Here is a 26,617-nt window from a genome sequence, read left to right on the forward strand (position 1 = left end):
ACGATCTTCCTCTCCCAACCCGCCCAGGTCATAAGATGATAGCCATCGCCTGACTCACCTCATCTTGACGGGTAGGGCTGACGCTGAGTCCGAGGACTATGCTGACGCCGTCGCCACCTATCTCGGCATCGCTGTGACGCGAGGAATCGACCGTCAGACGTCTGTATCTTCCTGGGATTCGAGTCCCAGTAAAGAGCAGGTGCGTGGGGTCTTTGCTCGTCAGGCTATTTCGATGGCTTGGGACTTTGCTGAAATAAACCCTTTTGTGAAGTCCAGTGGGACCTGGACTGAGAGCGTGGACTGGGTTGTAAAAGTCCTTGAGTTCCTGCCTGATGTCGAACGTCAAGGGGAGGTAAGGCAGGCTGATGCGGCGAGCCGCCCGTACTCCTCTTTTTTGATCAACACCGATCCGCCTTATTATGACAATATTGGCTACTCTGATCTTTCCGATTTTTTTTACGTCTGGTTGCGGCGTACGCTGCGTGGGATTCACCCCAATCTTCTTGCGACAATGCTTGTGCCAAAAACAGAGGAACTTGTTGCAAATCCGTACCGCCATGATGGTAAGGTGGGTGCTCAAGGCTTCTTCGAGGCCGGATTTCGGCAAGTTTTCACCCATGCTCGTGCCACAGCAATGACCGAATACCCCATTGTGGTCTGGTACGCCTTCAAGCAGAGCGAGACAAGCGACGCCGGGGAAGCGTCGACCGGCTGGGAGACGCTTCTCGAAGGCATGATCCATTCAGGGTGGATGATTACAGCAACTTGGCCAAGTCGGAGTGAGCTGGGTAACCGGATGCGAAGCATCGCCTCCAACGCGTTGGCCTCATCGATCGTGCTGGCTCTACGTCCTCGCCCTGAGGACGCTACGACGACGGACCGGCGCGGTTTCATCGCAGCGCTGGAGGCCGAGCTGCCGGATGCGCTGCGAAGGCTTCAGCAGGGCCAGATTGCTCCAGTAGACCTGCCGCAGGCGGCGATCGGGCCGGGGATGGCGGTGTTCAGCCGGTACGGTGCGGTCCTCGAGCCCGATGGCAACAAGATGACAGTGCGCTCCGCGCTGGCGCGGATCAACGAGATTCTTGACGCGGTCCTCGCCGAGCAAGAGGGCGACTTTGACCCGACCTCTCGATTTGCGATCGCGTGGTATAGGCAGTACGGCTATGGTGTTGGCAGGTTTGGAGACGCTGACAGTCTTGCCAGAGCCCGCAACACCAGCGTCGAGGCGATGGACCGGGAGGGTATCCTGCGGAGCCGGGCCGGCAGAGTGCAGCTCATCAAGCCTGCCGATCTTTTCTGGGGCTACGACATACTGAACGACGGCCACACCAGTAACTGGGAGGCGCTCCATCATTTGATCAAGATTTTGGAGCGTGATGGTATCGACCCTGCCGGCAGCTTTCTGCAGGCGGCATTGGGTCGACCGGACGGAGCGATCGACGCGGACCTGGTCAAGGAGCTCGCACATCTGCTCTTTCGCATCGCTGAGGCCAACGGGTGGACGAAGGATGCCCTAAGCTTCAATAGCCTCGTGACGACCTGGCCGGAGATTCTGGAGGTCGTACGTACGCAGAAGAAACCCACCGAGAGGCAGTCCACGATCGACTTCGACGAGGACGACTGACATGGCACTGAGTAACCGCGACCGCATCGACCGGATGTTCCAGATCCTTGCCCCGGCTCTGGATGACTTCATCTCGTCGGTGATCGGCCAGGTCGATCCGGCGTTGGGGGCTGAGTGGACGAAGCTGGTCCACGGGAAGGACGTCAAGAACGGCGCCTCGGCAGACAAGAGCTACGACCCACTGGACCCGCAGGTTCAGTTCCGAATTCTAACTGAGGGTAACATCACTGGCGGCTACAAGAGTGGCTGGTACCCGTTCAGTCAGACGGTGGGACGCGTCGGCGAGACCTACGCCAGCGAGCTCCGCGAGGTCCGCAACGGGTGGGCGCACAATCGTCCGTTCACCGACGACGACGCCTACCGTGCGCTCGACACCGGGGAGCGCCTGCTCAAGCTCATCGGGGCGAACGCCGAGTTCGACCAGGTCCACGCTATTCGGCTCAACCTGCGTCGGGTGACCGCTGACAAGGACGACAGGAAGGTCCTCAAGGCTGCCGTCGACAACCCCGAGGCCACCGGGCTCAGGCCGTGGCGCGAGGTGCTCCAGCCCCATGACGACGTCGCCACCGGCAACTTCCACGCCTCCGAGTTCGCTGCCGACCTCTACAAGGTTGCCACCGGCGGCGAGGTCGACTTCGACTACGCCGATCCGGTCGAGTTCTTCAGGCGCACCTACCTCACCGAGGGCCTGCGTGACCTGATCGGCCGCGCAGTGCGGCGGCTCTCGGGTGACGACAACGCCTCGCCAGTGGTCAATCTGCAGACCAACTTCGGTGGCGGCAAGACCCACTCGATGCTGTCGCTGTGGCATGTTGCTGCCGGGCTTCCAGTGAACTCCTTCCCGCAGGAAACCCAGGAGTTGCTCACAGCCAACGGCTATGCGGAAACCGCGGTGAATCGGGTTGCGATCGTCGGCAACCACTTCAGCCCCGCTGGTGTGACCAAGGATGACGGCACCCAGGTCAACACGATCTGGGGTGAGCTGGCCTGGCAGCTTGGCGGTGCCGAGGCCTTCGCCATCGTCGCCACCGCCGACAGCAGCCGCACCCATCCCGGCGACGCGCTCCATACGCTGCTGGCGCGGTACGCGCCTGCCGTCATCCTGATCGACGAGTGGGTTGCCTACGCTAGATCGCTCGTTGGCCGCGACGATCTCGCGGGTGGTACTTTCGACGATCAGTTCACCTTCGCCCAATCGCTGACCGAGGCGGCGAAGGGCACCTCAGGCCTCCTCCTCGCGATCTCGATTCCCGCCTCCGAGAAACCGAATGGCTCCAAAAATCAGGATGACCCCGATATTGCTGCCGGGAACGCCGAAGAGGTAGGCGGCGCCAACGGCCTTGAGGCCTTGAAACGGCTCCAGAACGTCGTACGACGGGTGGCTGACCAGTGGCGCCCGGCGTCGTCGGACGAGGCCTACCACATCGTCAAACAGCGACTGTTCAAGCAGCCTGATGCTGCCGCGCTCGCCGCGATCGGAGCGACGGCCAAGGCGTACGTGGAGCTGTACCGCAAGTACACCGACGACTTTCCGCGTGAGGCGCGCGACCCGGCCTACGAGTACCGCCTTCGGCGGACCTATCCGATCCACCCGGAGCTGTTCGATACTCTCTACGAAGAATGGTCCTCCCTGGAACGCTTCCAGCGGACCCGTGGTGTCCTGCGTCTGATGAGCACGGTGATTCATGCGCTGTGGACGGGTGAGGACGCGTCCCCATTGATCATGCCGGGTTCAATCCCGCTGGCTACAGCGAATGTGAATGCCGAGCTGACCCAGTACCTCCAGGACTACTGGAAGGCGGTCATCGACGCTGACGTCGACGGCCCGAACTCCGAGCCGGCACGTATCGACAAGGAGAAGCCGCTGTTCGGCCAGCGGGCTCTGACTCGGCGACTCGCCCGTACAGTTTTCTTCGGTGCTGCCCCGACCGTTGCCCCCGGCTCGGTCCACAAAGGCATCGGTACCCAGCGGGTGTTCCTCGGCACCGCGATCCCTGGCGACGTCCCGGGAAATTTCCATGCTGCGCTGACTCAGCTCGGTGACCGAGCGACGTACTTCTACTCCGGGTCTGGCAAGTACTGGTATGATCTCCAGCCCAACATCACCCGGACTGCCAAAGACCAAGCTGAGCGTCTCCACAAGGAAGTCGTGTGGGAGGAAATTGTCGCACGGCTACTAAATCAGGGCCGCGTGAAAGGTGACTTTGTGGGCGTTCACGTCTGCCCGGAGTCCAATGCCGATATCCCCGACACCGGCGAGGCGCGGCTCGTCATCCTGCATCCCAAGTTTGCCCACAAAAGGGGCACCGAGTCGGCTGCCAGGATCTTCGCGCAACAGGCGACTGAACATCGTGGCAACGCCAACCGGACCAACCGCAACATGGTCGTCTACTTGGCCCCCGACGAGGCCCGGCTGGAGGAGCTCGACACCGCCACTCGCGACTATCTTGGCTGGAAGCACGTTCTCGACAACGATGCCGAGCTTGATCTGACGCAGAACCAGAGGAAGCAGGCCGACCAGCGCCAGGCCCAGGCCGACCAAACGGTCACGGCCAGGCTGCTGCAGACCTTCACCTGGGCGCTGGTCCCGGCCCAGCCGGAACCGAAAGAGCCGTTCCTCCTGCGTGAGACCAAGATCGAAGGACAGTCCAACTCTCTGGCCGAGAGGGTGTCCCGCCGCCTCGGTAACGACGGCGACCTCGCGACGCTGCAGGCAACCGCGAACATCAAGCATTCGATCAGTAAGGTCCCGGGAATCTGGAAAGATGGCCACGTCTCGCTCGGAGCACTATGGGGTCTCTACACCCAGTACCCCTACATGCCTCGTCTGCGCGACCGGGCTGTTCTCAATAAAGGTCTCACCAACCTGCCACTATACTGGCAGGCCGATGGCTTTGCGCTCGCCACCGGCTACGACGAGGTGGCCGGTCGCTATATCGGCCTCTGGATACCCGAAGACAAGACCACCGCGCCACCACCGGCCGATTCTCTGCTGCTGGTACGTGCCGACGTCGCCGCCAAGCAGCGCGCCGCCGAAGTCCCCGACGAGCCGGACCTGCCCGATACCGGGGGTGAAGACAGGAGGAAGGAGGAATTCAAAGAAGAAGGTGAGGGTAGCGGCGTCTTTCGTCGCGAGGCCAAGACGCGGTTCTTTGGTGTGAAAACTCTCAACTCCGACAAGATCGGTGCCGACTTCAAGAACGTCGCTGATGAGATCATTGCGAATCTCCGTCAGGACGGCATCGAGCTTTCCGTGAAGGTCGAGATTGAGGCGACAACGAGTGCTGGCTTCGAGGAAGGCCGGGTCCGCACTGTCTTGGAGAACGCCAAGACCTTGAAGTTTGACCAGTCGAGTTTCGAGGAGAGCTAAGATCGACGGTGTTGCCCCGGTGGCGTCGTCGACGGCTGCCGAGGTGGAAACTGGTACCTGGACCGTCGATCACTGAGAGGTTCGTGAATGACGAGGCCAGACGATTTGCCCGGCGAGCAGGCCAACTCGGTTGAGGCTTCCTCACTGCCTGGCGCGCCTGATGGGACGGGCAGCGCCCGGTTGGCTCGTCTTGACGACCCCGAGCGCGACGAGCCAGATGCCGGCGCGCCAAGCCGTGACCGCGGCGCTTCGCTACGTCCTGTGGACTGGGACGGCTCGTCCAGCCGGGTCTGGGACGCCCGCCGCGGCAACGACGTGACCAACCAGCTTGCCGCCGAGGCCGACGAGCGATGGTCTGAGGAGATCCTGCAGCAACTTCGGGAGGAGCAGCAGGAGGCCGAGCGCGAAGAGTGCGACGACCGAGACTGAGCGGGCTGTGTGAAAACCGGCCTGGGTACGGTCGCTCACCAACGGTCCCGTCTCGGCTCGGGCTGGAACAGACGCTCGGCGGGACCACGCTCAGGCCGGATCGCCTGGATCGCGTAGCCCAGGGCCTGACGCGCCCTGATGGTGTCCGGGTGAAAGGGGCCGTCCTCGCGCATCCGCTCGCGTGACGCATCGCGGTAGAGATCGACGGCGGTCTGGAGGTGGCCCGCCAGGCGATACAACTGGCCGAGGCTGTGCTCGTTGTCGCGGGTATCCGGGTGGGGACGTCCGAGAACTTCTCTGCGGACCGCGAGGATCTGCTCGCTGAGTCCGATGGCTCGAGGTAGGTGCCGTCGGTCGGCGGCGCGATAGAGGTTGATCAGGTCGTCCGCGGTGCGTAGGGTGCGGGCGTCCGCGAGACCGGTGGTTCGGGCGTGATGTTCCAGTGCCCGCTCCAACGGCGGTATGGCCTCCTCGTGCTGGCCGTTGCGGCGTAATGCGGTGGCGAGGTCGGCCTGGGTGTCGGCAGTCCTGCGGTGCGCTTCGCCGTGGACCTGGACGTGTCGATCGAGGGCGAGTTCGAGGTGGGGGACGGCATCGCCGGGACGGTCGAGCCGCAGATAGGTCGCAGCGAGCAGCTCCCGGGCAGGATTCGCCGTCGGGTACTCCGGGCCATCCCTGCGCTCGTTTGCGGCAAGCACCCGTTCGAGGTGGGGCACCGCCGTCTCCAGCCTGCCGCTGATCACATGCACCTGGGCGAGGTGGTAGACGCTTTCGACGGTGTCGGGATGGTCGGGGCCCAGCACACGGTCGCGTTGCCTGGCGGCGTTGTCGAGCACGGTCACGGCCTCGTCGCGACGCCCGGCCCGGGCGAGATCTACACCGAGGCGGTGCTGGGTGTGCAGGGTGTCGGGGTGGTCTTCGCCGAGGATCGTGGTGCGGGCGGTGAGGGTGCGGTCGAGGAGGGGGAGGGCGTCGCCGAAGGCGCCGCGGCGGCTGTAGGTGACGGCGAGCTGGTGGGTGGTTTCCAGGGTGGCGGGGTGGTCCTCGCCGAGGAGGCGGCGGCGGTCGGTGCGTACGGCGCGCAGCAGCTCGAGGGCCTGGTCGGGGTGGCCGGCACCGTCGTGGGCGCGGCCGAGCTGGTGGCGGGTGGCGAGGGTGTCGGGGTGTTCGGCGCCGAGCAGGCGGGTGCGGTCGGCCAGGGTGTGGGGGAGGAGCTCCAGGGCGCGGTCGAACCGGCCGACACGTTCGTAGACGGTGGCGAGGGTGGCCTCGCTGGCGAGGGTGTCGGGATGGTCCTGGCCGAGAATGCGGCGGCGTTCGGCGAGCAGCTGGGTGGCCAGTGGGCCCGCTTCGGCGAGGCGGTCGGCGGCGATCGCGGCGTGGATGGCGGTGGCGCCGGCGGTGAGGGTGTCGGGATGCTCGGCGCCTTGGAGGCGTCCGCGGGTTTCGACGGCCCGCAGGGCCAGTGGCAGGGCGTGCCGGCCCTGGTCGTGTTCGACCAGGTAGGCGGCGGCATGCTCGGCGAGCCAGGCGGCGTGCAGGTCGTCGTCCGCTCCGTTCCTGCCCGCAGCCAGACGGCCCTCGGTGCCATCGGTGCCGTCAGCGTCGTCGGGGCGGTCCAGGGAGGCGAGGACGTGGGGGAGCAGCTCGCGCCAGGCTGGCCAGGCGTCGGGGGTGGCGGTGATCTGCTCGGGCAGGGCGGTGCGCAGCAGGCGGCGCAGCGTGTGGGTGAGCTCGGTGGCGTGGTCGGGGTCGGTGTCGGCGCGGACGGCGGCGCGGACCAGGCGGTGGGCGGTGACCGACGGGCCGTCCCGGTGCGCGAGGCCCGAGCGTTCCAGGGCGCCGACGGTGTCGGCGAGGGTAAGCGGGTCGGCGAGGGTAAGCGGGTCGGCGGTGAGCAGGCGTAGGGGCAGGCCCTGGGCGTCGGCGCGGGCGACCAGGCGGAGCAGTTCGGCGGCGGTGGGGGAGTCGGCGGCGAGCGTCCGCAGCGACTCGTCCCACAGGTTCGCGGCGGTGATGCCGGGGCGGCCGGGGGCCTCGCCCTCGGCGAGCAGGCGCCGTGGGGCGTGGATGAGTTCCGCGAGGTAGGTCTCGGCGGGTAACCGTCCGGCGAGGATGCGGTGTGCGGCCTGGTCGAGGGCGAGGGGATGGTCGCCGAGCTGCTCGGCGATGCGGCCGGCGATGGTCGCCTCGATGCTGGCGATCCGGTCGGTGAGCAGCGCGACGGACTCCCGGCGTTCCAGCGGCGCCAGCGCGACGGTCATGCCGAGCCGCTCCCAGTCGGGATTGCGGGAGGTCACCAGCACCCGGCCCGACCCGGATGGCCCCGGGACGGGCAGCCACCGCGGCAGGGCCGCGTCGGGTGCGTTGTCCAGGACGATCAGCCAGCGGGCGTCGGCGCGGTCGAGCTGGGCGAGCACGGCGGCCGGCTGCGTCTGGGTGGGCAGGCCCAGCTCCGGTGCGAGGGCGCGGATGCGTTCGTCGAGCAGCCGCGGCCGGGCGGCGGGCACCCACCAGACGGCGTCGAACTCGGCGCGGTGCGCGTGGACGTACGCGGTGGCCAGGCTCGTCTTGCCGACCCCGGCGAGGCCGGTGACGGCGACCAGCGGCGCCCGGGCCAGCGCCGCGTCCACCCGGGCGAGGGACACCTCCCGGCCCACCAGCGCCGCCGGTGGCGTCGGCACGTTCCACACCGCGGGCAGCTCGCTGGGATGCGGCGCCAGGTAGGGATGCCGGGGCGGAGCGCCGACGCGGGCCTCGCGGGTGTCGCGGCCGGGGCGATCCCCCCACACGGCGCCGAGCAGCGCCTCCCGTCCGACGCGAGCGCTCAGGTTGGCCAGGTCGATCGGTGCGATCTGGCCCAGCAGCCCGGGGATCGGCTGGTCGGTGACCCGCGCGACCAACAGTCTCCGGCCATGTTCCTCAGGCTCGCCGTCACCTTTCGGACGTCCGGGGGAGTCGCGCCGAGCGGACCAGGCCACCGCCCACTCGTCCACCGCGGTGGTGGAACGCAGATAGCCGTCGGAGACCACGGCGATGGTCTGGCGGGCGTCGCTGGTGGACCGGTCGAGCCAGGCGATGCGGTGGGTGCCGGGCACCACGTCCCAGCAGTCGATGGCGACCCGCAGGCCCTCGCTTTCGAGGGTGTGGGCGATCCACTCGGCCCAGGGACGCGCGTCCTGCGCGTACGACACGAAACAGTCGGGAGCGCCCTCACCGCCCCCGCCGGTCACCCGATCAGCATGACATAGTCACGTGAATTGACCTGTCTGCCCGGGTGTAGTCCATGACGGGAGGAGGATGCGCTCTCGCGGGTGGGACAGTCTCAAGGCGTATAGGGAGGGAAAGCCATCGTGGCCACCAGCTCCGCCGATCCCGATGACCTGGGCACCTATGTCACGGATGCCACCGCGGCCCGCACGACGCTGTCGACGGCGGCGGCCGGTGTGCGGGCTTATTACCACGAGGTGGTTGCTCGGTTCGGGGCGCAGTACAGCCTTTCGCATCCGGATCTGTGGGCGAAGCTCGATACACATCTGGCTGATGCTGGGAGCGGGACCGTTTCGTCGGGACGGTGAAGGACGCGTTCGTACCCGCCGACCGGGGCTCGGCGGGTACGGTTGCTGGAACGGTCACGGTCGACGACAGCCGGATCGCCGCCGGCCTGGCGGCGGCCGGCATCGGCTCACTGCCGACGGCTTCCCTGACTGTCGACGCCCCGTAGCTGCTGGCCCGCACGCCGGACAGCGGTTTCGCGGCTGATCCGGTGTGCACAGCGAACGGCAACCTCGTCGAGCAGGAGATTGACCTTCCGTTGCCTGGTCGGGTGGGGCCGGCCGGGTGGCGGCGGACGTACAACTCCCGTGCGCACGACCGGCCCGGCGCGCCCGGGGTGGATCGGTCGACCCAGCTGCCGCTGCTGGGCGCGACTCTGCACGCCGACGGCGCTGGTTTTCGTTTCACCCGGGGGCCGGGGGAGACCTGGTGGTACGACGAGGCGGGCCAGCCCCCTCGGCGGGCAGCGCATCTTCGAGTGGACGCCCGGCGGGCGCCTCGCCGCCGTCACTACCCCGATGGCCCGCCGTGAGACCTACGGCTATGACTGGGCCGGTCGCTGGGTGTGGACCAGCAGCCCGTCCGGGGCACGCACTCTCTACCGCCGCGACGACGCCGGCCGGTTGACCGCCCTGGTCACCCCCGCAGGCCGTGAGACGACCTGGGAGTACGACGCCCGCGGCCAGCTCGCCGCCTGGACCGACCCCCTCGGCGGCCACCACCACGGCAGGAGTCAACACCCCGCGGCACCGAAGCCACCATCGCAAGGACGTGGGCGGGGCAGCCAGGGCGCGTAACTTCACCTTCAGGGACCTGCCTTATGGGAAGCTGGGCGAGACCGACGGGAACGGCAACATCTTTATTCGGCGCGGCCTGACCGGTTGGGTGTTCATGGAAACTCTCCGGCGCGAGACTGTTTATTCGATTCTGACGCCGCCAGCGCCACTGAACAAAATCACTCTGGCCTTGTATGAAAAATCAAGGAGCTACCGGTATGTAGAGGAGGTTGCGGCCGAGGCATACGGAACGGGAAGTCTGTGGCAGGGCCTCAGGTTCCCGATCGCCAGTGGGTATGTGGGGATACCCGGGCTGGCCGCAGAGCTGGCGGGAGTTGGCGCGGCGACCGGCGCCGCCGGATATGGAATTTACGAAGGTGTGCGATGAGGCGACTTGCACGATTTCTTTGCCTGTCGAAGGGAAATATTAGCAAAAATGGTGCCGCGGAGCTTGCGCAGGCCGAGTGCGCCAGGCGCGGCCTCCCCTGGGAAGAGTCCGTCAAGGTGCGTCGCGACTTCGGGGACTGGGAAGTGTTGTGTGGCGGGGTGTGGGTGGCGATATCATCCATCGTGCAGAAAACCTGGAAGTCGTTCTGAGTCCGGAGGGTCAAGTGGTGGCAGTGATGACGAAGTGAGTAATCTGAATCTTCTCCAGCCTGGCCAATTTACTTGAAAATGTGGTCAAGGCGGACGAGCAAACTCTTCATGATCTGGTTAATGACGTTGAAAGGATTCGCTTCACTCTCCTTCCTGAGGGCCAGCGGCCTGCCGTGTGTGATGTTCTTGTGAAAGCGGAGGTGATTTTTATGCGTTACAGCTAGCTTATGAACAAGATCAAGTATCCTGATGTTCGGTACCCGGCGATCTGAACGTCGGCCAGCTCACCTTCGGTAGCACGCGAGTACTCGCGGTCAAGATGACAGGTGCCCAGGGGTGGCCAACGTGAATCCTCATGTAGATCCCGTGTCGGAGAACCTGGCTGTCTGGTTCGCAGCCCGAGGCGGTAGGATTCCCGAGAACTGGGAGATGCGGTAGTGCACCGCATAGGGCGGCAGAGAAAGGGCTACCGGAACAGGTATCCCTCGGGTTCTCCGATAATTGGCTAGGGTGGAAGCTGAAATGGTGGCACTGATACCGATGGCGGAGCTCCCGGAGGGTTTTTCCTACCCCGAGGATTACTTGCGAGTCATAGAGCTCGGGCTGACTGATCTCGAGCCATGGTGGATCATGGACGGCGCCATTCTCTTCAATATATACCGCGGACTCGCCGAGCGTTATCCCGATGACAGTTTTGTGCCTTTTGCGAAAAGGGAGGACAACGACGATGTTGCCTGCTGGGATCTGGCCGGAAGGAACATTGTCATAGTGCATGACTATGCAAGCCCGGGTCGGCATCGGCGCGGAGAGTTCAAGGACTTCTACGCCTGGTTCAGGCAGGCAGTCGAAGACCTGATCGAGTTCGACGGATAGGGTGAAGAGCGGCCTGCTGGCAGCGGCCGGGTCGGATGCCGCTTCGCGGTGGTGATCGTCGGGTTGGTAGGGACGAACGAGGCGTTCCCACCGGCTACACCGCGAGCATGCCACGAGCCCTGGCGGCGCCTCCCGTCCGGCGCGGGGCTCAGATCGGCCAGGTTGATCGGAGCGATCTGCCCCAGCAGCCCGGGGATCGGCTGGTCGGTGACCGCGCGACCGCAGACAGCCGTCGGAGACCACGGCGATGGTCTGGCGGGCGTGACAGGTGGACCGATCGAGCCAGGCGGTGTGGTGGGCGCCGGGCACCACGTCCCAACAGTCGAGAGCGCCCTCGTCATCAGGCCGTTACCGGCCGGGCGACGGTGAGGTCGAGCCGGGCCTCCGGACGCTCGAACCGGACGACCTCGAGGCCCGCCTCCCGCAGTCGGGTGTGCAGCTCCTCGATCGGCGGCGTCCAACGGGCCAGCTGGTGCCGGTCGGAATCCTGGTAGATCGCCAACATCGCGTGCCGGTCGCGAGCGAGCTGCGACCAGGTCCCGAGGATCAGCAGGCCGTCGTCCGCCAGTAGCGAGCGCATGAGGACGAGCGCGTCCTGCAACGCGTCATCGTGGTCAAGAGCACGGTTCCAGCCGAAGTGGGACAGGGTGCCGAGCATGCAGGTGATGGTGTCGAACGGGCCGGTGTCCGTCGGCACGGTGAGGAAATCCGAGCATTCGACCCTGATCCGGGTCTCCTGTGGGCAGTGTCGGTCCAGGGCGGCCTCGGTGAACCGGACACAGTCGAGATCCTCGTCAATGCCCACGAGCTCGCCGTCGGGGCGCACCGCGTCCCGCATGAGCAGGAGGTAGCGGCCGGTGCAGGTGCCGACATCCAGGTAGCGGCCCACCTCCCCCCAGCGGCCCGCAGCGGTGAGGACGGCGCGCACCCGCGCGGCCTCCGCGGCCTTGAGGCGGGAGTCCACCCGGTCGAGGTCGAACTCGTAGTCCACCAGCCAGTTCGACGTGTAGCTGATGTGGGTGCGCGCCGAGTCGAACGCCCGCTGCATGGCCTCGTGATCGCCAGCGGCTCCGCTACAGGCGGTACCGCACTCCTGGCCCGGGATCTGACATGGGCCTCGAGGTGAGCTGTGCGTGGGTTTGCGGCGGCGGGGGGACGGTGCCGGGTGGCCCACAGGGGGGTCCGGCCGGACCACCAGCGTCATCCGAACCAGCAGCGGTGCGGTTCAGGGTTGGCGTGGTGCGGATGGCGTCGGCTGGCGGTGGTGGCACGATCCCGGTGGGCGGCTGACGGATGGGCTCTGCCCGACAGCGAGCAGCCACAGGCGCGGTACAGCTATGACCCGGCCATCACAGTCCGATCGGCGAGATCAACGCGTCTGGCCGGACGACGCGGCTCGCCGTGGACACGCTCGGCATTCCGTCGTCCGCGCCGCATCGGCCATCGGTATGATCAGCCCGGCGACGCCGCGCACCCGTACGGACGGATCGGGCGAGAGCGCGAGGCAGGGGCGGCAGCGGACCGACGTGGCCAGAAGGACGCCTTTGTTGCCAACGAGATGTGCCCGCCGGCTACTTCCGGCCGGCCGCCACCGCGGATGCGGCGGGGCTTTCCAGGCTGGACTTGAGATCCGACAGCTTCAGCGGCCAGCCGTTCGTGACCATGCGCAACACCGCGCTGTCGGGGTCGAAGCCGTCGTGGATGACGGTGAGGCGGACCTGGTCCTCGTGGGGTTCCAGCTCGAAGGCGACCCTGGAGCGTGGTTCCGCCGCGGCGGCGGCGAAGGTCGCGTCGTCCAGGCCAGTGTGCTGCTGCACCTCGGGCGTGAACGTGTGGAAGGTGAAGGCCAGACGCCGGTACGGGTCGTAGTCGAGGACGACCTGCTCCGGGCTTTCGATGCGTAGCCGGTCCTCGTCCCAGACATAGGGCGAACCGATCTTCCAGTCGGTCACGAGACCCATGCCGAGATAACGGCGGGCGAAGACGGGATTGGTCAGTGCCTCCCACAGCCGCTCCGGCGTGGTCCTGATGTAAGTCGTGTACACGAACTCGGGACGGGACATCGGTTCCTCCAGAACGCGTCTGAGATCCGCGAGCGCCTCCATGCGCTCGCGGCTGTACCGGTCGATCCACCGTTCCGCGATCCGGTTGATCGGCTCGGCGTTGAGGTAGTGCAGCTTCTGTCGGCCCTGGCGCACGGTCGTGACCAGCTGGGAGTTCTCCAGCACGGCCAGGTGCTTGCTGACGGACTGGCGGGCCATGTCCAGCTGGGCGCACAGCTCGCCGAGGGTCTGCCCGCCGTGGGCGTTCAGGCTGTCCAGGAGAAGGCGGCGGCTGGGATCTGCCAGCGCTCGGAACACGTCATCGAGCGTCGCGTCCAGTGCGCTCACCTCCCGCCCGGATCGGAGCTCCGCCGTCACCCTCATGCAGCCGACTAGCTGCCTGTTAAGATTATGTAGCCCATCGGCTGCATGTCAAGGATGGAAGGGGTGGCCGCTGAGGCCGGTGATGTGGGTGCGCAGTACTTCCAGCCCGGTGGCGGTGCCGTTCTCGATCTGACTGATGCTGGCCTGGGTGAGGCCGAGCTGTCCACGGATCTCGCCCAGCTGCGCGCCACTGACGGAAGCGAGCATCCGCCCCCGCATCTCGGCGCGGCGGGCTGTCCGCGCGGCGCTGTCCCATGCGGGATCGGCCGCGCGGGCGCGGGCTTTGACGTCACGCCAGTTCGACGGTGCGGTCATGACCCCTCCTGCTCCTTCGGGTCTTTCGGATAGTCGCTGATTCTTTCGTCAGCATGCGCTGCTGCACGCTGACCCGGGATCTGGAACGGCATCGAGCGTGATCTTTGGATGGGCCTGGGTGGGTGTCGGGAGGCGGTGCCGGGTGGCCCACAGGGGGCGGTCCGGTCGGACCCGCGACATACCCTTGCCGATGGACGAGGACGCCGACGAGGCCGGGCGCGCCCCGTGAACACGGGCGGGCACGGGTGCGAGGAGTAGGGACGTCGATGAGGATCGCCGAGGACATCACGCACCTGGTGGGGAACACCCCGCTGGTGCGGCTGCGCCGGGTCACCGAGGGTGCGGGGGCGCAGGTCGTCGCCAAGCTCGAGTCGTTCAACCCCGCGCACAGTGTGAAGGACCGGCTCGGTCTCGCGCTCATCGACGCCGCCGAGGCGGCCGGCGCGATCGGGCCGGGCACCGTCATCGTCGAGCCGACCAGCGGCAACACCGGGATCGCGCTGGCGATGGTGTGCGCGGCCCGCGGTTACCAGTGTGTGCTGACGATGCCGGAGACGATGAGCGTCGAACGCCGGATGCTGCTGCGGGCCTACGGCGCGCAGCTCGTGCTCACCCCCGGCCCGGAGGGAATGGGCGGCGCGATCGCCAAGGCCGAGGAGCTCGCCAGGAGTGACTCCCGCTACTTCATGCCGCAGCAGTTCGAGAACCCGGCGAACGCGGCGATCCACCGGGTGACCACCGCCGAGGAGATCTGGCGCGACACCGACGGGCAGATCGACATCCTCGTCGCCGGCGTCGGCACCGGTGGGACGATCACCGGTGTCGCCGAGGTCATCAAACAGCGCCGGCCGTCCGCGCGGTTCGTCGCCGTGGAGCCGGCCGCGTCCCCGGTGCTCTCCGGTGGTGCGAAGGGGCCGCATCCCATCCAGGGCATCGGCGCCGGCTTCGTCCCCAAGGTCCTCGACACCGCCATCGTGGACGAGATCATCCAGGTCGAGGCCGAGGACGCGATGGTGCTCGCCCGCCGGCTCGCCCGCGAGGAGGGGCTGCTCGTCGGCATCTCCTCGGGTGCCGCGGCGGTGGCGGCGCTGAAGGTCGCGGGCCGGCCGGAGAACGCCGGGAAACTGGTCGTCGTCGTGCTGCCCGACTTCGGGGAGCGGTACCTGTCCACCCCGCTGTTCGCCGGCCTCGAGGACTGATCATGTCCAGGCCCGCTCCGCGCAGGCTCTCCCCACCCCTGCCGACCCGGTCCCGGCCAGCCGGCTCCGGATCCGTGTCCGCGTCCGGTGTCGGCTCGGGGTCCGGCTCCGCTTCGGGCGCTGGTGCCGGTGCTCGTCCGGTGGCGGCGACGGACCGAGCGGCCACGTCCGGCTCGACGGGACCCCGCCTGACGGCCGCTCGGCTGGGCGGGCTGGGCCGTGCCGGGCTCGGGCAGCTGCGCCGCGACCTGCGCGCCGCCCGCGACCGTGACCCGGCCGCCCGCTCCAGCCTCGAAGTGGCCCTGTGCTACCCGGGCGTCCACGCGCTGTGGGCCTACCGGGTCAACCACTGGCTGTGGACGCACGGCCTGCCGCTGCCCGCCCGTGTCGGCGCCACCGTCGCCCGGGCGCTCACCGGCGCCGAGATCCACCCGGGCGCCCAGGTCGGCGACGGAGTGTTCATCGACCATGCCACCGGCGTCGTCATCGGCGAGACGGCCGAGGTCGGCAACGACGTGACGATCTACCACGGCGTCACCCTCGGCGGCACCAGCCTCGAACCCACCAAACGCCATCCGACGATCGGAGACCGGGTCGTCATCGGCGCCGGCGCCAAGGTGCTCGGCCCGTTCACCGTCGGCGCGGACAGCCGCATCGGCGCGAACGCCGTCGTCGTGCGCAAGGTGCCGCCCGGTGCGGTCGTCGTCGGCGTGCCCGGCCAGATCATCACCCGCAGCCGTCCGCAGCCCGCCCACCACGACGACTCCCTGCCCGACCCGCTCGGTCTGAGCCTGCAGTCCCTGCTCACCCGCGTCGACCGGCTCGAGGCGACCGCCGCCCTCCAGGCCGCCACCGCCACCACCGCCGGGGCCGACGGCGACGCCAGCTCCGGCGGCGCCACCGGCACCACCGGAAGTGGGGACGGCGGTGCGGCTCGCCCGGCGCGCACGGGTGGGGCTCCCGGCATCGGCCGGGCCGCGGGGGTCGGGGGCTCAGGCGGTCGAGGCCGCTCCGGCTCGGGCGGCAACCCGCCCCGGGTGACGATCCGCCCCCCGAAGGGCGGCGTCTGGCAGGGTGAGGACTTCGCGATCTGACGGCGGTGGCGGGCTGACGGCTCAGGTGAGGTGATGCAGCTCGTGCAGGAACAGACCCGGTAGCAGGTCCGCGTTGGAGACACTCTCCGCCACGGTGAAAGCGACGCTCACCTGCTCGTCCAGTCCGCCAAGGACGACGCTCAGCGGCCCCTGGCCGCGCAGCGGGAAATGGGCCAGCCCGGTGATCCGTCGCCCGCAGACGGCGAGCGGGCCGGACATACCACGCGGATTGCTGACCGAGATCGGGTATTTCGCCTTGTTCGGATCGCCGAGACGCGTGGAGGTCGTCGCGATCTGGCGGACCAGCGACGCCGGCAGTCGGGCGACGACGGTCCGCTCGAGCAGCGCCGGCTCGGTGTCCCTGAGCACGCGGGTGTGGTTCGAGACACGCTGCAGGCGCAGGTGACGATCCGGTTCACCGACGGGCAACGGCACCCAGACGACTGACGAGTAGTTGCTCAGGGTCCGCGCCTGGTCGGGCGGCCGGACGCTGAGCGGCATCGCGGTGTGCAGGAGTGGATGGGCGGCGAGATCCCAGCCCCGCGGTGCCCAGGCGCGGACGGCGCCGGCGAGTGCGGTGAGAAAGATGTCGTTGATGGTCACGCCGTGGCGCCGGCCTGCCCGACGCAGGGTCGTCAGGGTGGTCTCGGCCAGATGATGCCGGTTCGGCCCCGTGGGGCGACCGCCCCAGATCGTCAGGTCGTTGCGCCCCAGCGGGTTGTGCCGGGCCCGGTTGGCCTCGGCGAGCAGATCACGCGGTCGCACCTGCGGACGGGCCCGTAGCCGGCCGATCGACACCGGTTCCGAATCCTCGCCGAACAGCATCCACAGTGCACTGTGCATGGCCGCACCGTCCTGCTGGATGTGGCTGCAACGGTAATGGATCATAAAACCGTCGGCGTTCCCACCGCCCCGGCGAACGAGGAAGACCCTCCACGGTGGTCGGCTCAGATCAAGACGGGTGGAGGCCGCGATCTCGTCAATCACCTGTGGCCCGGATCTCCGCGGGTCCGACCCGGTCGGCTCAGGCCAGACCGCGGCGTGGTAGTCGATGTCTGCGTCGTTCATCGGAATTGTTGACCACACCGGTTCCCCGCGCCGGTTCGTCGCGAGCCGCTCCCGCAGCGCCGGCTGGCGGGCCATCTGCCCGGCCACGTGGGCCCGCCATTCCTGGTCGCTCGGTGGGCGTCCGTCGACGAACAGCAGGGTCCCCTTGTCCAGGGCGACGCTCGGCGCGCCCTGTTGAAACCCGAGAAAAGCCTGGTCGTACGGGGAAAGACGCCGGGATTCAGGCTCCTCGTGGCTGGTTGGGGAATTCCGTTTCATGGTCTTGATGGACATGTGCGCTCCTCGGCGGGAGATGACCTTCCGGCGGTACGAGACGCTAGCTTTGTGCTCGTGACCCATGCCTTGGATGCAACACGTTCGACATAGCCCGACCGGGCCATTAGCGCTCACGTTCGGCGGTGTCCGGTCCGACCGTATTCAGTCGGAAATATCGTCGTTCCGGGGTGGTCGAAATCAATGACCGGTCTTCTTCGTTGATCGCTGTACACAGACCCCGGTCTGGCCCGGTCCGGCAGCGTGCCCCGGGTGCCCCGGGGCTCAGTGACGGTGATCGGTGGTGGCGGCGAGCAGGGTGCGTACGAGGGCGGTCGGGAGACCGATGACGGTGTCGAGGTCGCCCTCGACACCGATGACGAACGCGGCGGCGCCGCCCTGGATGGTGTAGGCGCCGGCGGCGTCCATCGGCTCGCCGGTGGCGATGTAGGCGGTGAGTTCGGCGTCGCTGACGTCACGCATGGTGACCATGGTGATGGCGACCCCGGCGTGGGACGTGTCGGTCGCCGGGTCCAGGACGAAGACGGCGGTGACCACGCGGTGGGTACGTCCGCGCAGGTCACGCAGCATGGCTAGGGCGTGGTCGGGGGACTCGGGCTTGCCGAGGACGCGGCCGTCCAGGTCGATGACGGTGTCGCTGCCGAGGATGATCCGGTCGGGGCGTAGCGCGGCGACGGCGCGGGCCTTGCGTTCGGCCAGTTCGGCGGTGAGACCGGGCGCGTCGGTGGCGACGGTGGACGACTCGTCCACGCCACTGACGACCACCTCGAAGGGCACGCCGAGCCGGGCCAGTAGCTCCCGGCGCCGCGGTGACGCGGAGGCGAGCACGAGTGGAGCGTCGGCGGTCATGCCACCGGAGGCTATCCCGATCGGGCCATTGTGCGGGGCCGTTCGTCGGGTCGGCCGCGGGGCCGATGGTCGGGGTGGTAACGGGGCGGTCGTCGCGGTGCGGGTGGGCCGGCAGGCCCTCGACGAGCTGCGAACTCCCCTCTCCACCCGCGGGGGAAGGCGTGCGGGAGAGCCGGGAGAACACCAGGTGCGGGCTTTGGCCGCCAGGCCGATGCCGCCGGGTGCGCGTCGATCGTGAATGTCGACGATGAGGCCGTGCGACCTGCGTGAATGACGCCGGGGAACGTATCTGTGCCAGGAAAACAGGCGGGTGCCGGTTAAGTATCTCTCACCGGCCCGGGAGTCTGGATTCGGCCATCGCCGTACTTACACTGGCGGCACCAGGGCACCATCCCACCCACCCGGCGAATCCACATCATCACCAGGAGGGTGACAATGGCTATTCCACCGCGTCAGGCGATTCGGGTCGGCGCCTATCTGGCGAAGCAGAAGATCCTGCGCCGCGAGAAGTTCCCGATCACGCTCGAACTGGAACCGCTGTTCGCCTGCAACCTGTCCTGTGAGGGCTGCGGGAAGATCCAGCACCCGGCGGACGTGCTCAAGCAGCGCATGCCGGTCGAACAGGCGCTGGCCGCGGCCGACGAGTGCGGAGCGCCCGTGGTGTGCCTCGCCGGCGGCGAACCGCTCATGCACCCGCAGGTCGAGCAGATCGTCGAGGGCCTGGTCAAGCGCAAGAAGTTCGTCTACCTGTGCACGAACGCGCTGCTGCTGCCGCGTAAGATCGACAAGCTGACGCCGTCGCCGTACCTGTCGCTGGCGGTGCACATCGACGGGCTCGAGGACCGCCACGACGAGATCGTCGCCCGCAAGGGCGTGTTCGCCCAGGTCATCGACAACATCAAGGATGCCCAGCGGCGCGGTTTCCGGGTCACCACGAACTCGACGTTCTTCAACACCGACTCCCCGCAGAACGTCATCGAGGTGCTCGACTTCCTCAACAACGAGATCAACGTCGACGGGATGATGCTCTCCCCGGCCTACGCCTACGAGAAGGCGCCGGACCAGGACAACTTCCTCGGTGTCGAGGAGACGAAGGAGCTTTTCCGGAAGGCCTTCGCGGAAGGTCGCCGCAAGAAGTGGCGCCTCAACCACTCGCCGCTCTACCTCGACTTCCTCGAGGGCAAGGTGGATTTCGGGTGCACCGCGTGGGGAATCCCGTCCTACTCGCTGTACGGCTGGCAGCGGCCCTGTTACCTGATGAGCGACGGGTACGCGAAGACGTACAGGGAACTCGTCGAGACCACCGACTGGGACCGGTACGGCCGCGGCAAGGACCCGCGGTGCGCCAACTGCATGGCCCACTGCGGGCATGAGCCGACGGCCCTGGCCGCCACCCTCGGTTCGCTGCGCGAGACGATCCGCGCCGCGATCCCCGCGTAGACCCGCACGGTCAGGGTGTGATCCGTGGTCGCTGGGCGCGGTGTGGAGCCGGGCTGAGCGACCACGGAAGGATCGTCGGGGATTCACGCCAGGTGAGCTAGAGCCCGCGGGGGCGGGCGGGTTCACGGGTGATGGTGGCCAGGGTGTGCGGGCGGTCGGACGGTCCTGCCGTCGACACCCGGTACAGCGTCGACACCCGGTCACGGTGGATCGCCTCGGCCGTGGCCGTCACCGGCTGCGACGCCTGCGCGGGTCGCAGGTGCGTGATCCGGATGCCGGTGGTGCGTTCGGGGCCGTCCGGGCCGGCGAGGGCGTCGGTCACCAGGTCGGACAGGCACAGCAGCACACCACCGTGCACCGTCCGGGCAGGGGTGCCGAACACCGAATGTCCGGGCAGGATGAGCCGGCCAAGCTCGCCGTGTCGGGTCGGCCCCGCCGCGGCGAGTCCCAGGGCCTCCAGCAGGCTCCCGTGCGGGGCCGGCCTCCTCTCACCGTGCGTGCCGGTCCCGGTGTTGGTGGCGCTGCCGGTTCCGGTGCTGGTTCCGGTTCCGGCGGTGGTGGCGGCACCGGGGGTGGGGGTGGGGGTGTCGCCGGGCGTCCGGTAGGCCCAGCGGAAACGTCCGGTGGCGAGGGCGGCGAGTCGTCCGGCGCTGTCGCGGACCTCGCAGACCGCCACCGCGCCCCGTTCGTCCCGGCCGCGCAGGCGGGCGTCGGCCACCAGGTGCGGGCCTGACCAGGGCGGTCGGGTGACGATCTCCAGTGACAGTTCGGTCAGCACCGCCCGCACGCTCGGCACGCCGTACGCGCCCGCGGCCTGCGGCGCGCCCGGTACCTCCGGCGGGGACGCCAGCTGGACGAGCCTGCCCAGCGCGTCGTCGACGAGCACGCCGAGCGCACCCGCCGTCGGCTCGCCACCCGGGCCGACCAGCCACGGCCCGAGCTGCGCGACCAGCCGCACCCCGAGCGCGCTGGGGGAGCGCGGCCGGGGATCCACCCGGAACCGGCTGCGCGCGTCCTCCCCGCGTCCGTCCTGCCCACCCCCGTCCCCCCACCACGATGGCACCGCCAGCGGCGGTGTTCTCGGTGCGGGTGTGGTGCGCGCGGCCGCGGTGGTGCGCGCGGCCGGGGTGGTGCGGGTCGCCGAGGATCTGCTCATGCTGCGGCTCGCGTCATCGCCATCCTGCCTGACCGGTAGGCCGTGCGGCCTGACCGACTCGTCCGTTGTCCTACGGATCGGTACGTCCGGGGTGGCGGCGCATCCTCGGGGGTCCGGCATGCGGCGGTACCCGAACGGCGGGGGTGGCTGGGGATAGGGTGAATATCCGGAGGCACCTCCAGATTCGTTCGGGCAGTTTCACTCCGGGAGGACAGGCATGGACATCGGCCTGCACATCGCCGACTTCACCTGGTCCGGCGGGCCGTCGACGCTCGCGAAGGACCTCACCCGGGTGGCGACCGCCGCCGAGGACGCCGGCTTCACCAAACTGAGCGTGATGGACCACGTCTGGCAGATCACCGGAGTCGGTCCGCCCGAGAACGACATGCTCGAGGCCTACACCACGCTCGGTTACCTCGCTGCCCGCACGTCCCGCATCGAGCTGCTCGCCTGGGTGACCGCCGTCGTCTACCGCGAGCCGGGACTGCTCGCCAAAATGGTCACCACGCTCGACGTTCTGTCCGAGGGACGGGCCTACCTCGGCATCGGCGCGGCCTGGTTCGAGCAGGAGGCCCGCGGTCTCGGCCTGGACTTCCCGCCCACCGCCGAACGCTTCGAACGCCTCGAGGAGGCCCTCGAGATCTGCCTGCAGACCTGGAGCGACTCGGACGCCCCGTACCAGGGCAGGCACTACCAGCTCGAGCGCACCCTCGGGGTCCCGCGCCCGCTGCGCCGCCCGCACCCGCCGATCCTCATCGGCGGCGGTGGCGAACGCAGGACCCTGCGTCTGGTCGCCCGTTACGCCCAGGCCTGCAACCTCTTCGGCGGCCCCGACGTCGCCCACAAGCTCGACGTCCTGCGCGCCCACTGCGCGGACGTCGGCCGCGACTACGCCGAGATCGAGAAGACCGTCATGATGCCGCTGGACCCCGGGCCCGACGGCAGGCACATCGACGACCTCCTCGACCAGCTACGCGCCCTGGCCGCCCTTGGCATCACCCACTGCCACGGCTGGGTCCCGGGTGTCGATGCCATCCGCCCGCTGGACCTGCTCGCCGAACGCCTCATCCCCGTCGCCGCCACCTTCTGATCATCCTCGGGATCACCGGATGACGCCTTCGGGCATCCGGTGATCCGGGCCACCGGGCCGCGGACGTGCGGGCGGGGAAGCGGGTCCGTTCGGGGGAGTGCGCGCCGGTGGGATGAGGGGTAGTGATCAGGGTATGTGGTCGAGCCTGAAACGAGCGGTGTCGGGGCGGGGACGGGCCCGCGCGGCGAACGACGGTGCCAGCGGTGGCGGCGGTGCCAGCGGCGGTGGCAAGGGCGCGGCGGGGGTCGCCGGTGGCACGGGGGCGGTGGGCAGCGAGGCGTGGAATCCGACGGGCTGGTGGTGGTGCATGGATCATGGCCGGCCGGAGAATCCGCCGGACGCGCCGGGGCATCGCCGGCTCGGACCGTACGACAGCGCCGAGCAGGCGACCAACTGGCGTCAGCGCCTGGACAACCGCAACGAGCAGTGGGACGAGGAGGACCGCCAATGGTCCGCCGGCCCCGACCGCTGACGGGCCGGACCGCTGACGGGCCGGATGGCCTGAACGGGTCAGTCGGGGTGGGAGCGTGGGCCGGGGCTCGCGCCGTCCACCTCGGCGGAGCCGGCGAGGCGTAGCTTGCGGGCGGCGCGTTCGTAGAAGGTGGTGTGGCCGAGCCGGACGACCTCGACGGCGCCGGGGCGCGGGTGGACGGTCATGGTGGCACCGGCGGTGAGATGGCCGACGACGGTGCCGTCCACCTCGACGGCCAGGCGGGCGCTGCCGGACAGGACGTCCAGCGCCAGGCGGTCGTGCACCGACAGGACGATGCCCCGGTTGAACGCCGAGTGCGGTGCGACCGGGGTGACCAGCAGGGCCTCCACCGACGGGCTGACGATCGGGCCGCCGGCGGAGAAGCTGTAGGCGGTGGAACCGGTCGGTGTGGACACCACCACGGCGTCGGCGGCGTAACGGACGAAGGGCCGTCCGTCCACACGCAGTTGGACGGCGGCGCTGCCACCGTAGCCGGGGACGCGCACGACGGCGATGTCGTTGAAGGCGGTCGCGGTCATGGTGGCGATGTGGGCGTCGACGGCGAGGCGCGGCTCGACGGTGTACTCGTGGCGGTCGATCGCGGTGAGCGCGGCGGACAGTTCGGGGACGTCCACTTCGGCGAGGAAACCGAGCCGCCCCAGGTTCACACCGAGGACGGGGGCCCGGCCGGCCTCGGCCAGACGCATGGCGCGCAGCATCGTCCCGTCCCCGCCGAGGCTGACGAGCAGGTCACTGCGCTCGGCGAGCTGCGCCGACTCGACGGCCACCGCCGCACAGCGCAGCCGCTCGATCTCCCCGGCGACCCCGAGGACGGTCACCCCACGCGACGACGCCCAGCTCAGGATCTGCTCGACCGCCAGCGTCGAATCCCGCCGTGGATGCAGCACCACCCCGACCGTGCGCACAACCGTCCCCGTCCCCGCTGCGACTGCCACTGCCCTTCCCACCGGCCACCGGTCGTCCCAGCAGGCTATTCCTGCGCGGCGGACGTGACACCCGGGACCGGGGCCGCGTCGGGATCCCAGGGGCGCGGCTCGGCGGGGACGGCGGGTAGTGGTGTGATCAGGGGCAGGTGGTACCAGCCGAGGTCACGCCAGGCGCCGAGCTTGTGGCCGATCCCGGGATACACGGCGACCGGGGTGAACCCGGCCGCCGTGTGCAGCCCGACGCTTGCCGGATTCGGCAGCGTGATCCCGGCGTAGACGTTCAGATAGCCAAGGGCACGCAGTTCGGCGAACAACCGTGCGTACAACCGCCGCCCGAGCCCCCGCCGGTGAAACGCGGCCGCCAGGTACACCGACGCGTTCACCGACCACCGGTAGGCCGCCCGCTGCCCATGCGGCGCGGCACAGGCGTACCCCGCGATCACCACACCGGCCCGCCCGCCGTCCGATACGCCGTCCGGTGCGCCGTCCGACGGGAGGGTGGGCGTGGCCTCGGCGACGAGCCAGGGCAGGCGGGGGACGGCGGTCATGCGGGCGCGGATGGCCTCGACGGTCGGGATCTCCTCCTCGAACGTCGCCGGGCTGCCGGTCACGAACGGCCCGTACACCGCCTGGATACCCGCGGCGTCCGACAGCCGCGCCGCCCTGATCCTGACCACCGATCCCATGGCCCTCCGTCCTGTCTGATCCGGTGCCGTCACGCGTCACGCGTCGTGCGTCCCGCTTCGTGCGGTGCTGTCCGGTGCCGCTTGAATTATCCGACCGGGACGATCGGTGCGGCCGCGAACAGGGTGTTCAGTTCGGTACGCAGGATGTCCAGACCGTCCCGGCTGAGCACCGACTCGGGATGGAACTGCATCCCCACGAACGACGGCCCCCGCAGGGCATGCACCGTCCCGTCACCGCGATCCCGCGCCAGCCGCACGGGCCCGAACCCGCTCCGAAACAGCTCCCCTTCGGACGAACCGCCTTCGGATGGGTCGCCTTCGGACGAGTCGCCCCTGGTGCTGGCCACCGCCGCGAACGTGGAGTAGTAGCCAACGCGGCGCGGGCGGCCGAACAGGTCGATGGTGCGTCCCAGGCCCTGGTGCGGGTCGGGACGTCGACGCAGCGGCAGGCCGAGGACGTCCGCGAGCAGCTGATGGCCGAGGCAGACGCCGAGCAGCGGCCGTCCCAGCGCGAGCCGGTACTCGGCGAGCCGACGCAACGCGACCATCTTCGGATCACCGCCGCGATACGCCAGTGGATCACCCGGCCCCGGCCCGAGAACCAGCAGATCCACCGCGTCCACCTCAGGCACCGCGTCCACCTCGGGCGCCGGGGCGGTGCGGTCGTCCGTCGGCGGCGTCACCTGCGACCAGGGGCGGACGGTGACCATCAGCCCAAGCGAGCGCAACTGGTGGGCGAGCATCACAGCGAACGCGTCCTCGGCATCGACGACCAACACCGACCGTCCCGCCAACAACGGTTCCGCGGAACCGGGGTGGGACGGGTGTTCCGCGGAACCGGGTGGGATGGCCTGGGGTGGGAGGGGCCGTCGGGGTGAGCGGTGGAACCAGAAGGTGGCGAGGTCGGTGTTGCGGCTGGCGAGGACGGCGGCGATGACCGGGTCCTCGGTGCGAGGGGTCGGCCGGGTCGGCTGGGTGGGGGCGGGGCGCAGGCCGAAGGCGGCGAGGATGGCGGCGGCCTTGGTGTGGGTTTCGGCGGTTTCGCCCGACGGGGTGGAGTGGCGGACGAGGGTGGCGCCGACAGGGAGGCGGAGCCGACCGTCGGGGGTGAGCTCGGCGGTGCGGATCAGGATGGGGGCGTCGAGGGTCTGGCGTCCGGTGGTGTCGAAGCCCAGCAGGGCGGCGACGCCACCGTAGTAGCGGCGGCCGCGGCGTTCGTGGCGGGCGAGGACGCGCAGGGCGTTGTGCAGGGGGCTGCCGGTGACGGTCGGGGCGAACATCGTCGCGCGCAGGATGTCGCGGACGTCGGCGTCGCTGTGGCCGGTCAGGAGGTACTCGGTGTGCACGAGCCGGGACATGCGTTTCAGGTGTGGTCCGACGACGCGTCCGCCGTCATCGGTGAGCGCCGCCATCATCTTCAGTTCCTCGTCCAGGACCATGGACAGCTCGTCGATCTCCTTCGCGTCGTTGAGGAACCGCATCAGCCCCGCACGCGCCGCCCCGGACGGATCGGACAGGTCGAACGAATCAGGCGGGTCGGACGGTAGTCGGTGGGTGCCGCAGATCGGGTTCATGGTCACCTGGCCGTCGACGGCGCTGACGTGGCGTTCCGGTGTCGCGCCGACGAGGGTGCGCCGGCCGGTGTGGATGAGGAACGTCCAGTAGGCACCGGGTTCGGTGTGCAGCAGATGGCGCAGCGCGGCGAGGGCGGCGTGCGGCGGTGGGCCGTCGAGGGTGGCGGTGTACGTCCGGTGCAGGACGAAGTTGGAGCCCTCACCGTGGCCGATCTCGTCCCGCACGACCGCGCGGACCTGCTCGGCGTACTGGTCGTCGTCGAGGTCGAATCCGCCGCCGTGGACGGAGGGCCCATCGGTGGGCAGGACGGCGAGGGCGTCGCCGAGGGGAACGCGCAGGTGCTCGGTGACGCGCAGCGCCTCCAACGGGCTGCCGTCGTCGACGCAGGGCAGACCGACCTCGGTGAGCTGGCGAAACGGCACGATCGCGAGGACACGCGGCCCGGTGCCGCCCGGCGGCAGCGGCAGATCGGCGATGCGCGCGACGGTGATCAGCTCGCCGCGCAGCAGCTCCAGCTCCAGCTCCAGCTCACCACGGTCGGCGTCGGCGTCGGTCCCCGCGCGCCGCAGCAGCGCGAACGGCCCGGGATCCTCACCGGCGGCGCACGCGGCGACCAGCCGGCGCAACACCTCGGCCGGCGGTGGTTCGGTCGACGGCGGCTCGGCCGGCAGCAGTTCGGCCGGCGGCAGTGCGGGGTGGTGTGGGTTCATCGGTGACGACCTCGTCGAGTGGGACGGGACGCGACGCCGTGGACCGGGGTCGTCCGGTGCCCGTTCGCGAGCTCGTCCCAGGTCGAGAAGAGT

At 69.0% G+C, this 26,617-nt stretch carries 23 protein-coding genes and 1 pseudogene; 14 read left to right on the forward strand and 10 right to left on the reverse strand.

Features of this window, described 5'->3' with window-relative positions:
* Positions 1-346: 346 nt before the first annotated feature.
* From MXD61_RS17495 to MXD61_RS17505, 3 genes and pseudogenes are all read left to right on the forward strand, one after another.
* Positions 347-1,624 (forward strand): annotated as a pseudogene (locus tag MXD61_RS17495) (DUF1156 domain-containing protein); the annotation flags it as partial.
* Position 1,625: 1 nt separating this feature from the next.
* Positions 1,626-4,994: a Swt1 family HEPN domain-containing protein gene (locus tag MXD61_RS17500; protein WP_248814552.1), complete on the forward strand. Its 3,369-nt coding sequence runs from the start codon at positions 1,626-1,628 to the stop codon at positions 4,992-4,994.
* An 87-nt stretch (positions 4,995-5,081) separates the two neighbouring features.
* On the forward strand, positions 5,082-5,423 hold the full coding sequence (locus tag MXD61_RS17505) for a hypothetical protein (protein ID WP_248814553.1): 342 nt from the start codon (positions 5,082-5,084) through the stop codon (positions 5,421-5,423).
* A gap of 35 nt (positions 5,424-5,458) precedes the next feature.
* On the opposite strand, the gene MXD61_RS17510 is transcribed toward MXD61_RS17505, so the two are convergent.
* Positions 5,459-8,656, reverse strand: coding sequence for a toll/interleukin-1 receptor domain-containing protein (locus tag MXD61_RS17510; protein WP_248814554.1), 3,198 nt, complete (start codon positions 8,654-8,656; stop codon positions 5,459-5,461).
* 120 nt (positions 8,657-8,776) lie between these two features.
* On the opposite strand from MXD61_RS17510, the gene MXD61_RS17515 reads away from it, so the two are divergent.
* The 6 genes from MXD61_RS17515 to MXD61_RS17540 all read left to right on the forward strand — a co-directional run bounded on the left by MXD61_RS17515 (position 8,777) and on the right by MXD61_RS17540 (position 11,224).
* Positions 8,777-9,001 carry a hypothetical protein gene (locus tag MXD61_RS17515; RefSeq protein ID WP_248814555.1) on the forward strand — a complete coding sequence of 75 codons (225 nt, stop codon included), beginning with the start codon at positions 8,777-8,779 and terminating at the stop codon, positions 8,999-9,001.
* A complete protein-coding gene (locus MXD61_RS17520) occupies positions 8,998-9,147 on the forward strand; it encodes a hypothetical protein (protein ID WP_248814556.1) in 150 nt (49 codons plus the stop codon). Before MXD61_RS17515 ends, MXD61_RS17520 begins: the two co-directional genes overlap by 4 nt.
* A 42-nt stretch (positions 9,148-9,189) precedes the next feature.
* Entirely contained in the window at positions 9,190-9,510 is a 321-nt protein-coding gene (locus MXD61_RS17525) for a DUF6531 domain-containing protein (RefSeq protein WP_248814557.1), read from the forward strand.
* Complete coding sequence (locus MXD61_RS17530; protein ID WP_248814558.1) at positions 9,497-9,775, forward strand: RHS repeat domain-containing protein; 279 nt, start codon at positions 9,497-9,499, stop codon at positions 9,773-9,775. Before MXD61_RS17525 ends, MXD61_RS17530 begins: the two co-directional genes overlap by 14 nt.
* Positions 9,750-10,142, forward strand: coding sequence for a hypothetical protein (locus MXD61_RS17535; protein ID WP_248814559.1), 393 nt, complete (start codon positions 9,750-9,752; stop codon positions 10,140-10,142). The genes MXD61_RS17530 and MXD61_RS17535 overlap by 26 nt, the downstream gene beginning before the upstream one ends.
* Positions 10,143-10,873: 731 nt before the next feature.
* A complete protein-coding gene (locus tag MXD61_RS17540) occupies positions 10,874-11,224 on the forward strand; it encodes a hypothetical protein (protein WP_248814560.1) in 351 nt (116 codons plus the stop codon).
* A 340-nt stretch (positions 11,225-11,564) separates the two neighbouring features.
* Here MXD61_RS17540 and MXD61_RS17545 read toward each other — a convergent pair whose 3' ends face one another.
* From MXD61_RS17545 to MXD61_RS17555, 3 genes are all read right to left on the reverse strand, one after another.
* Positions 11,565-12,272, reverse strand: a complete 708-nt coding sequence (locus MXD61_RS17545) for a class I SAM-dependent methyltransferase (RefSeq protein ID WP_248814561.1) — start codon at positions 12,270-12,272, stop codon at positions 11,565-11,567.
* Between the two features lie 523 nt (positions 12,273-12,795).
* On the reverse strand, positions 12,796-13,614 hold the full coding sequence (locus tag MXD61_RS17550; RefSeq protein WP_248814562.1) for a metalloregulator ArsR/SmtB family transcription factor: 819 nt from the start codon (positions 13,612-13,614) through the stop codon (positions 12,796-12,798).
* A gap of 84 nt (positions 13,615-13,698) precedes the next feature.
* Positions 13,699-13,965: an XRE family transcriptional regulator gene (locus MXD61_RS17555; protein WP_248814563.1), complete on the reverse strand. Its 267-nt coding sequence runs from the start codon at positions 13,963-13,965 to the stop codon at positions 13,699-13,701.
* Positions 13,966-14,231: 266 nt separating this feature from the next.
* Between MXD61_RS17555 and cysK the strand changes: the two genes are divergently transcribed.
* Together cysK and cysE are read left to right on the forward strand one after the other, a co-directional pair.
* The gene (gene cysK, locus MXD61_RS17560; RefSeq protein WP_248814564.1) at positions 14,232-15,164 is read left to right on the forward strand and encodes a cysteine synthase A; all 933 of its coding nucleotides are present in this window, start codon (positions 14,232-14,234) and stop codon (positions 15,162-15,164) included.
* 212 nt (positions 15,165-15,376) lie between these two features.
* The gene (cysE, locus tag MXD61_RS17565) at positions 15,377-16,258 is read left to right on the forward strand and encodes a serine O-acetyltransferase (protein ID WP_374629134.1); all 882 of its coding nucleotides are present in this window, start codon (positions 15,377-15,379) and stop codon (positions 16,256-16,258) included.
* Positions 16,259-16,279: 21 nt separating this feature from the next.
* Here cysE and MXD61_RS17570 read toward each other — a convergent pair whose 3' ends face one another.
* Both MXD61_RS17570 and MXD61_RS17575 read right to left on the reverse strand, forming a co-directional pair.
* Entirely contained in the window at positions 16,280-17,599 is a 1,320-nt protein-coding gene (locus tag MXD61_RS17570) for a WS/DGAT domain-containing protein (protein WP_248814566.1), read from the reverse strand.
* Between the two features lie 264 nt (positions 17,600-17,863).
* Positions 17,864-18,448, reverse strand: a complete 585-nt coding sequence (locus tag MXD61_RS17575) for a nucleoside triphosphate pyrophosphatase (RefSeq protein WP_248814567.1) — start codon at positions 18,446-18,448, stop codon at positions 17,864-17,866.
* A 435-nt stretch (positions 18,449-18,883) separates the two neighbouring features.
* On the opposite strand from MXD61_RS17575, the gene hpnH reads away from it, so the two are divergent.
* Entirely contained in the window at positions 18,884-19,888 is a 1,005-nt protein-coding gene (gene hpnH / locus MXD61_RS17580) for an adenosyl-hopene transferase HpnH (protein ID WP_248814568.1), read from the forward strand.
* Between the two features lie 97 nt (positions 19,889-19,985).
* On the opposite strand, the gene MXD61_RS17585 is transcribed toward hpnH, so the two are convergent.
* The gene (locus MXD61_RS17585; RefSeq protein ID WP_248814569.1) at positions 19,986-21,044 is read right to left on the reverse strand and encodes a PaaI family thioesterase; all 1,059 of its coding nucleotides are present in this window, start codon (positions 21,042-21,044) and stop codon (positions 19,986-19,988) included.
* Between the two features lie 217 nt (positions 21,045-21,261).
* Between MXD61_RS17585 and MXD61_RS17590 the strand changes: the two genes are divergently transcribed.
* Together MXD61_RS17590 and MXD61_RS17595 are read left to right on the forward strand one after the other, a co-directional pair.
* A complete protein-coding gene (locus MXD61_RS17590; RefSeq protein ID WP_248814570.1) occupies positions 21,262-22,134 on the forward strand; it encodes an LLM class F420-dependent oxidoreductase in 873 nt (290 codons plus the stop codon).
* A 133-nt stretch (positions 22,135-22,267) separates the two neighbouring features.
* Positions 22,268-22,606, forward strand: coding sequence for a hypothetical protein (locus tag MXD61_RS17595; protein ID WP_248814571.1), 339 nt, complete (start codon positions 22,268-22,270; stop codon positions 22,604-22,606).
* A 38-nt stretch (positions 22,607-22,644) separates the two neighbouring features.
* Here the strand turns inward: MXD61_RS17595 and MXD61_RS17600 are convergent, their stop codons facing one another.
* The 3 genes from MXD61_RS17600 to MXD61_RS17610 form a co-directional block, all read right to left on the reverse strand.
* Positions 22,645-23,532: an NAD(+)/NADH kinase gene (locus tag MXD61_RS17600; protein WP_248814572.1), complete on the reverse strand. Its 888-nt coding sequence runs from the start codon at positions 23,530-23,532 to the stop codon at positions 22,645-22,647.
* A gap of 65 nt (positions 23,533-23,597) precedes the next feature.
* Entirely contained in the window at positions 23,598-24,239 is a 642-nt protein-coding gene (locus tag MXD61_RS17605) for a GNAT family N-acetyltransferase (RefSeq protein WP_248814573.1), read from the reverse strand.
* Between the two features lie 86 nt (positions 24,240-24,325).
* The gene (locus MXD61_RS17610; protein ID WP_248814574.1) at positions 24,326-26,524 is read right to left on the reverse strand and encodes an anthranilate synthase family protein; all 2,199 of its coding nucleotides are present in this window, start codon (positions 26,522-26,524) and stop codon (positions 24,326-24,328) included.
* Positions 26,525-26,617 lie beyond the last annotated feature (93 nt).

This window comes from Frankia sp. AgPm24, from assembly GCF_023243055.1.
GTDB classification, from domain to species: domain Bacteria; phylum Actinomycetota; class Actinomycetes; order Frankiales; family Frankiaceae; genus Frankia; species Frankia umida.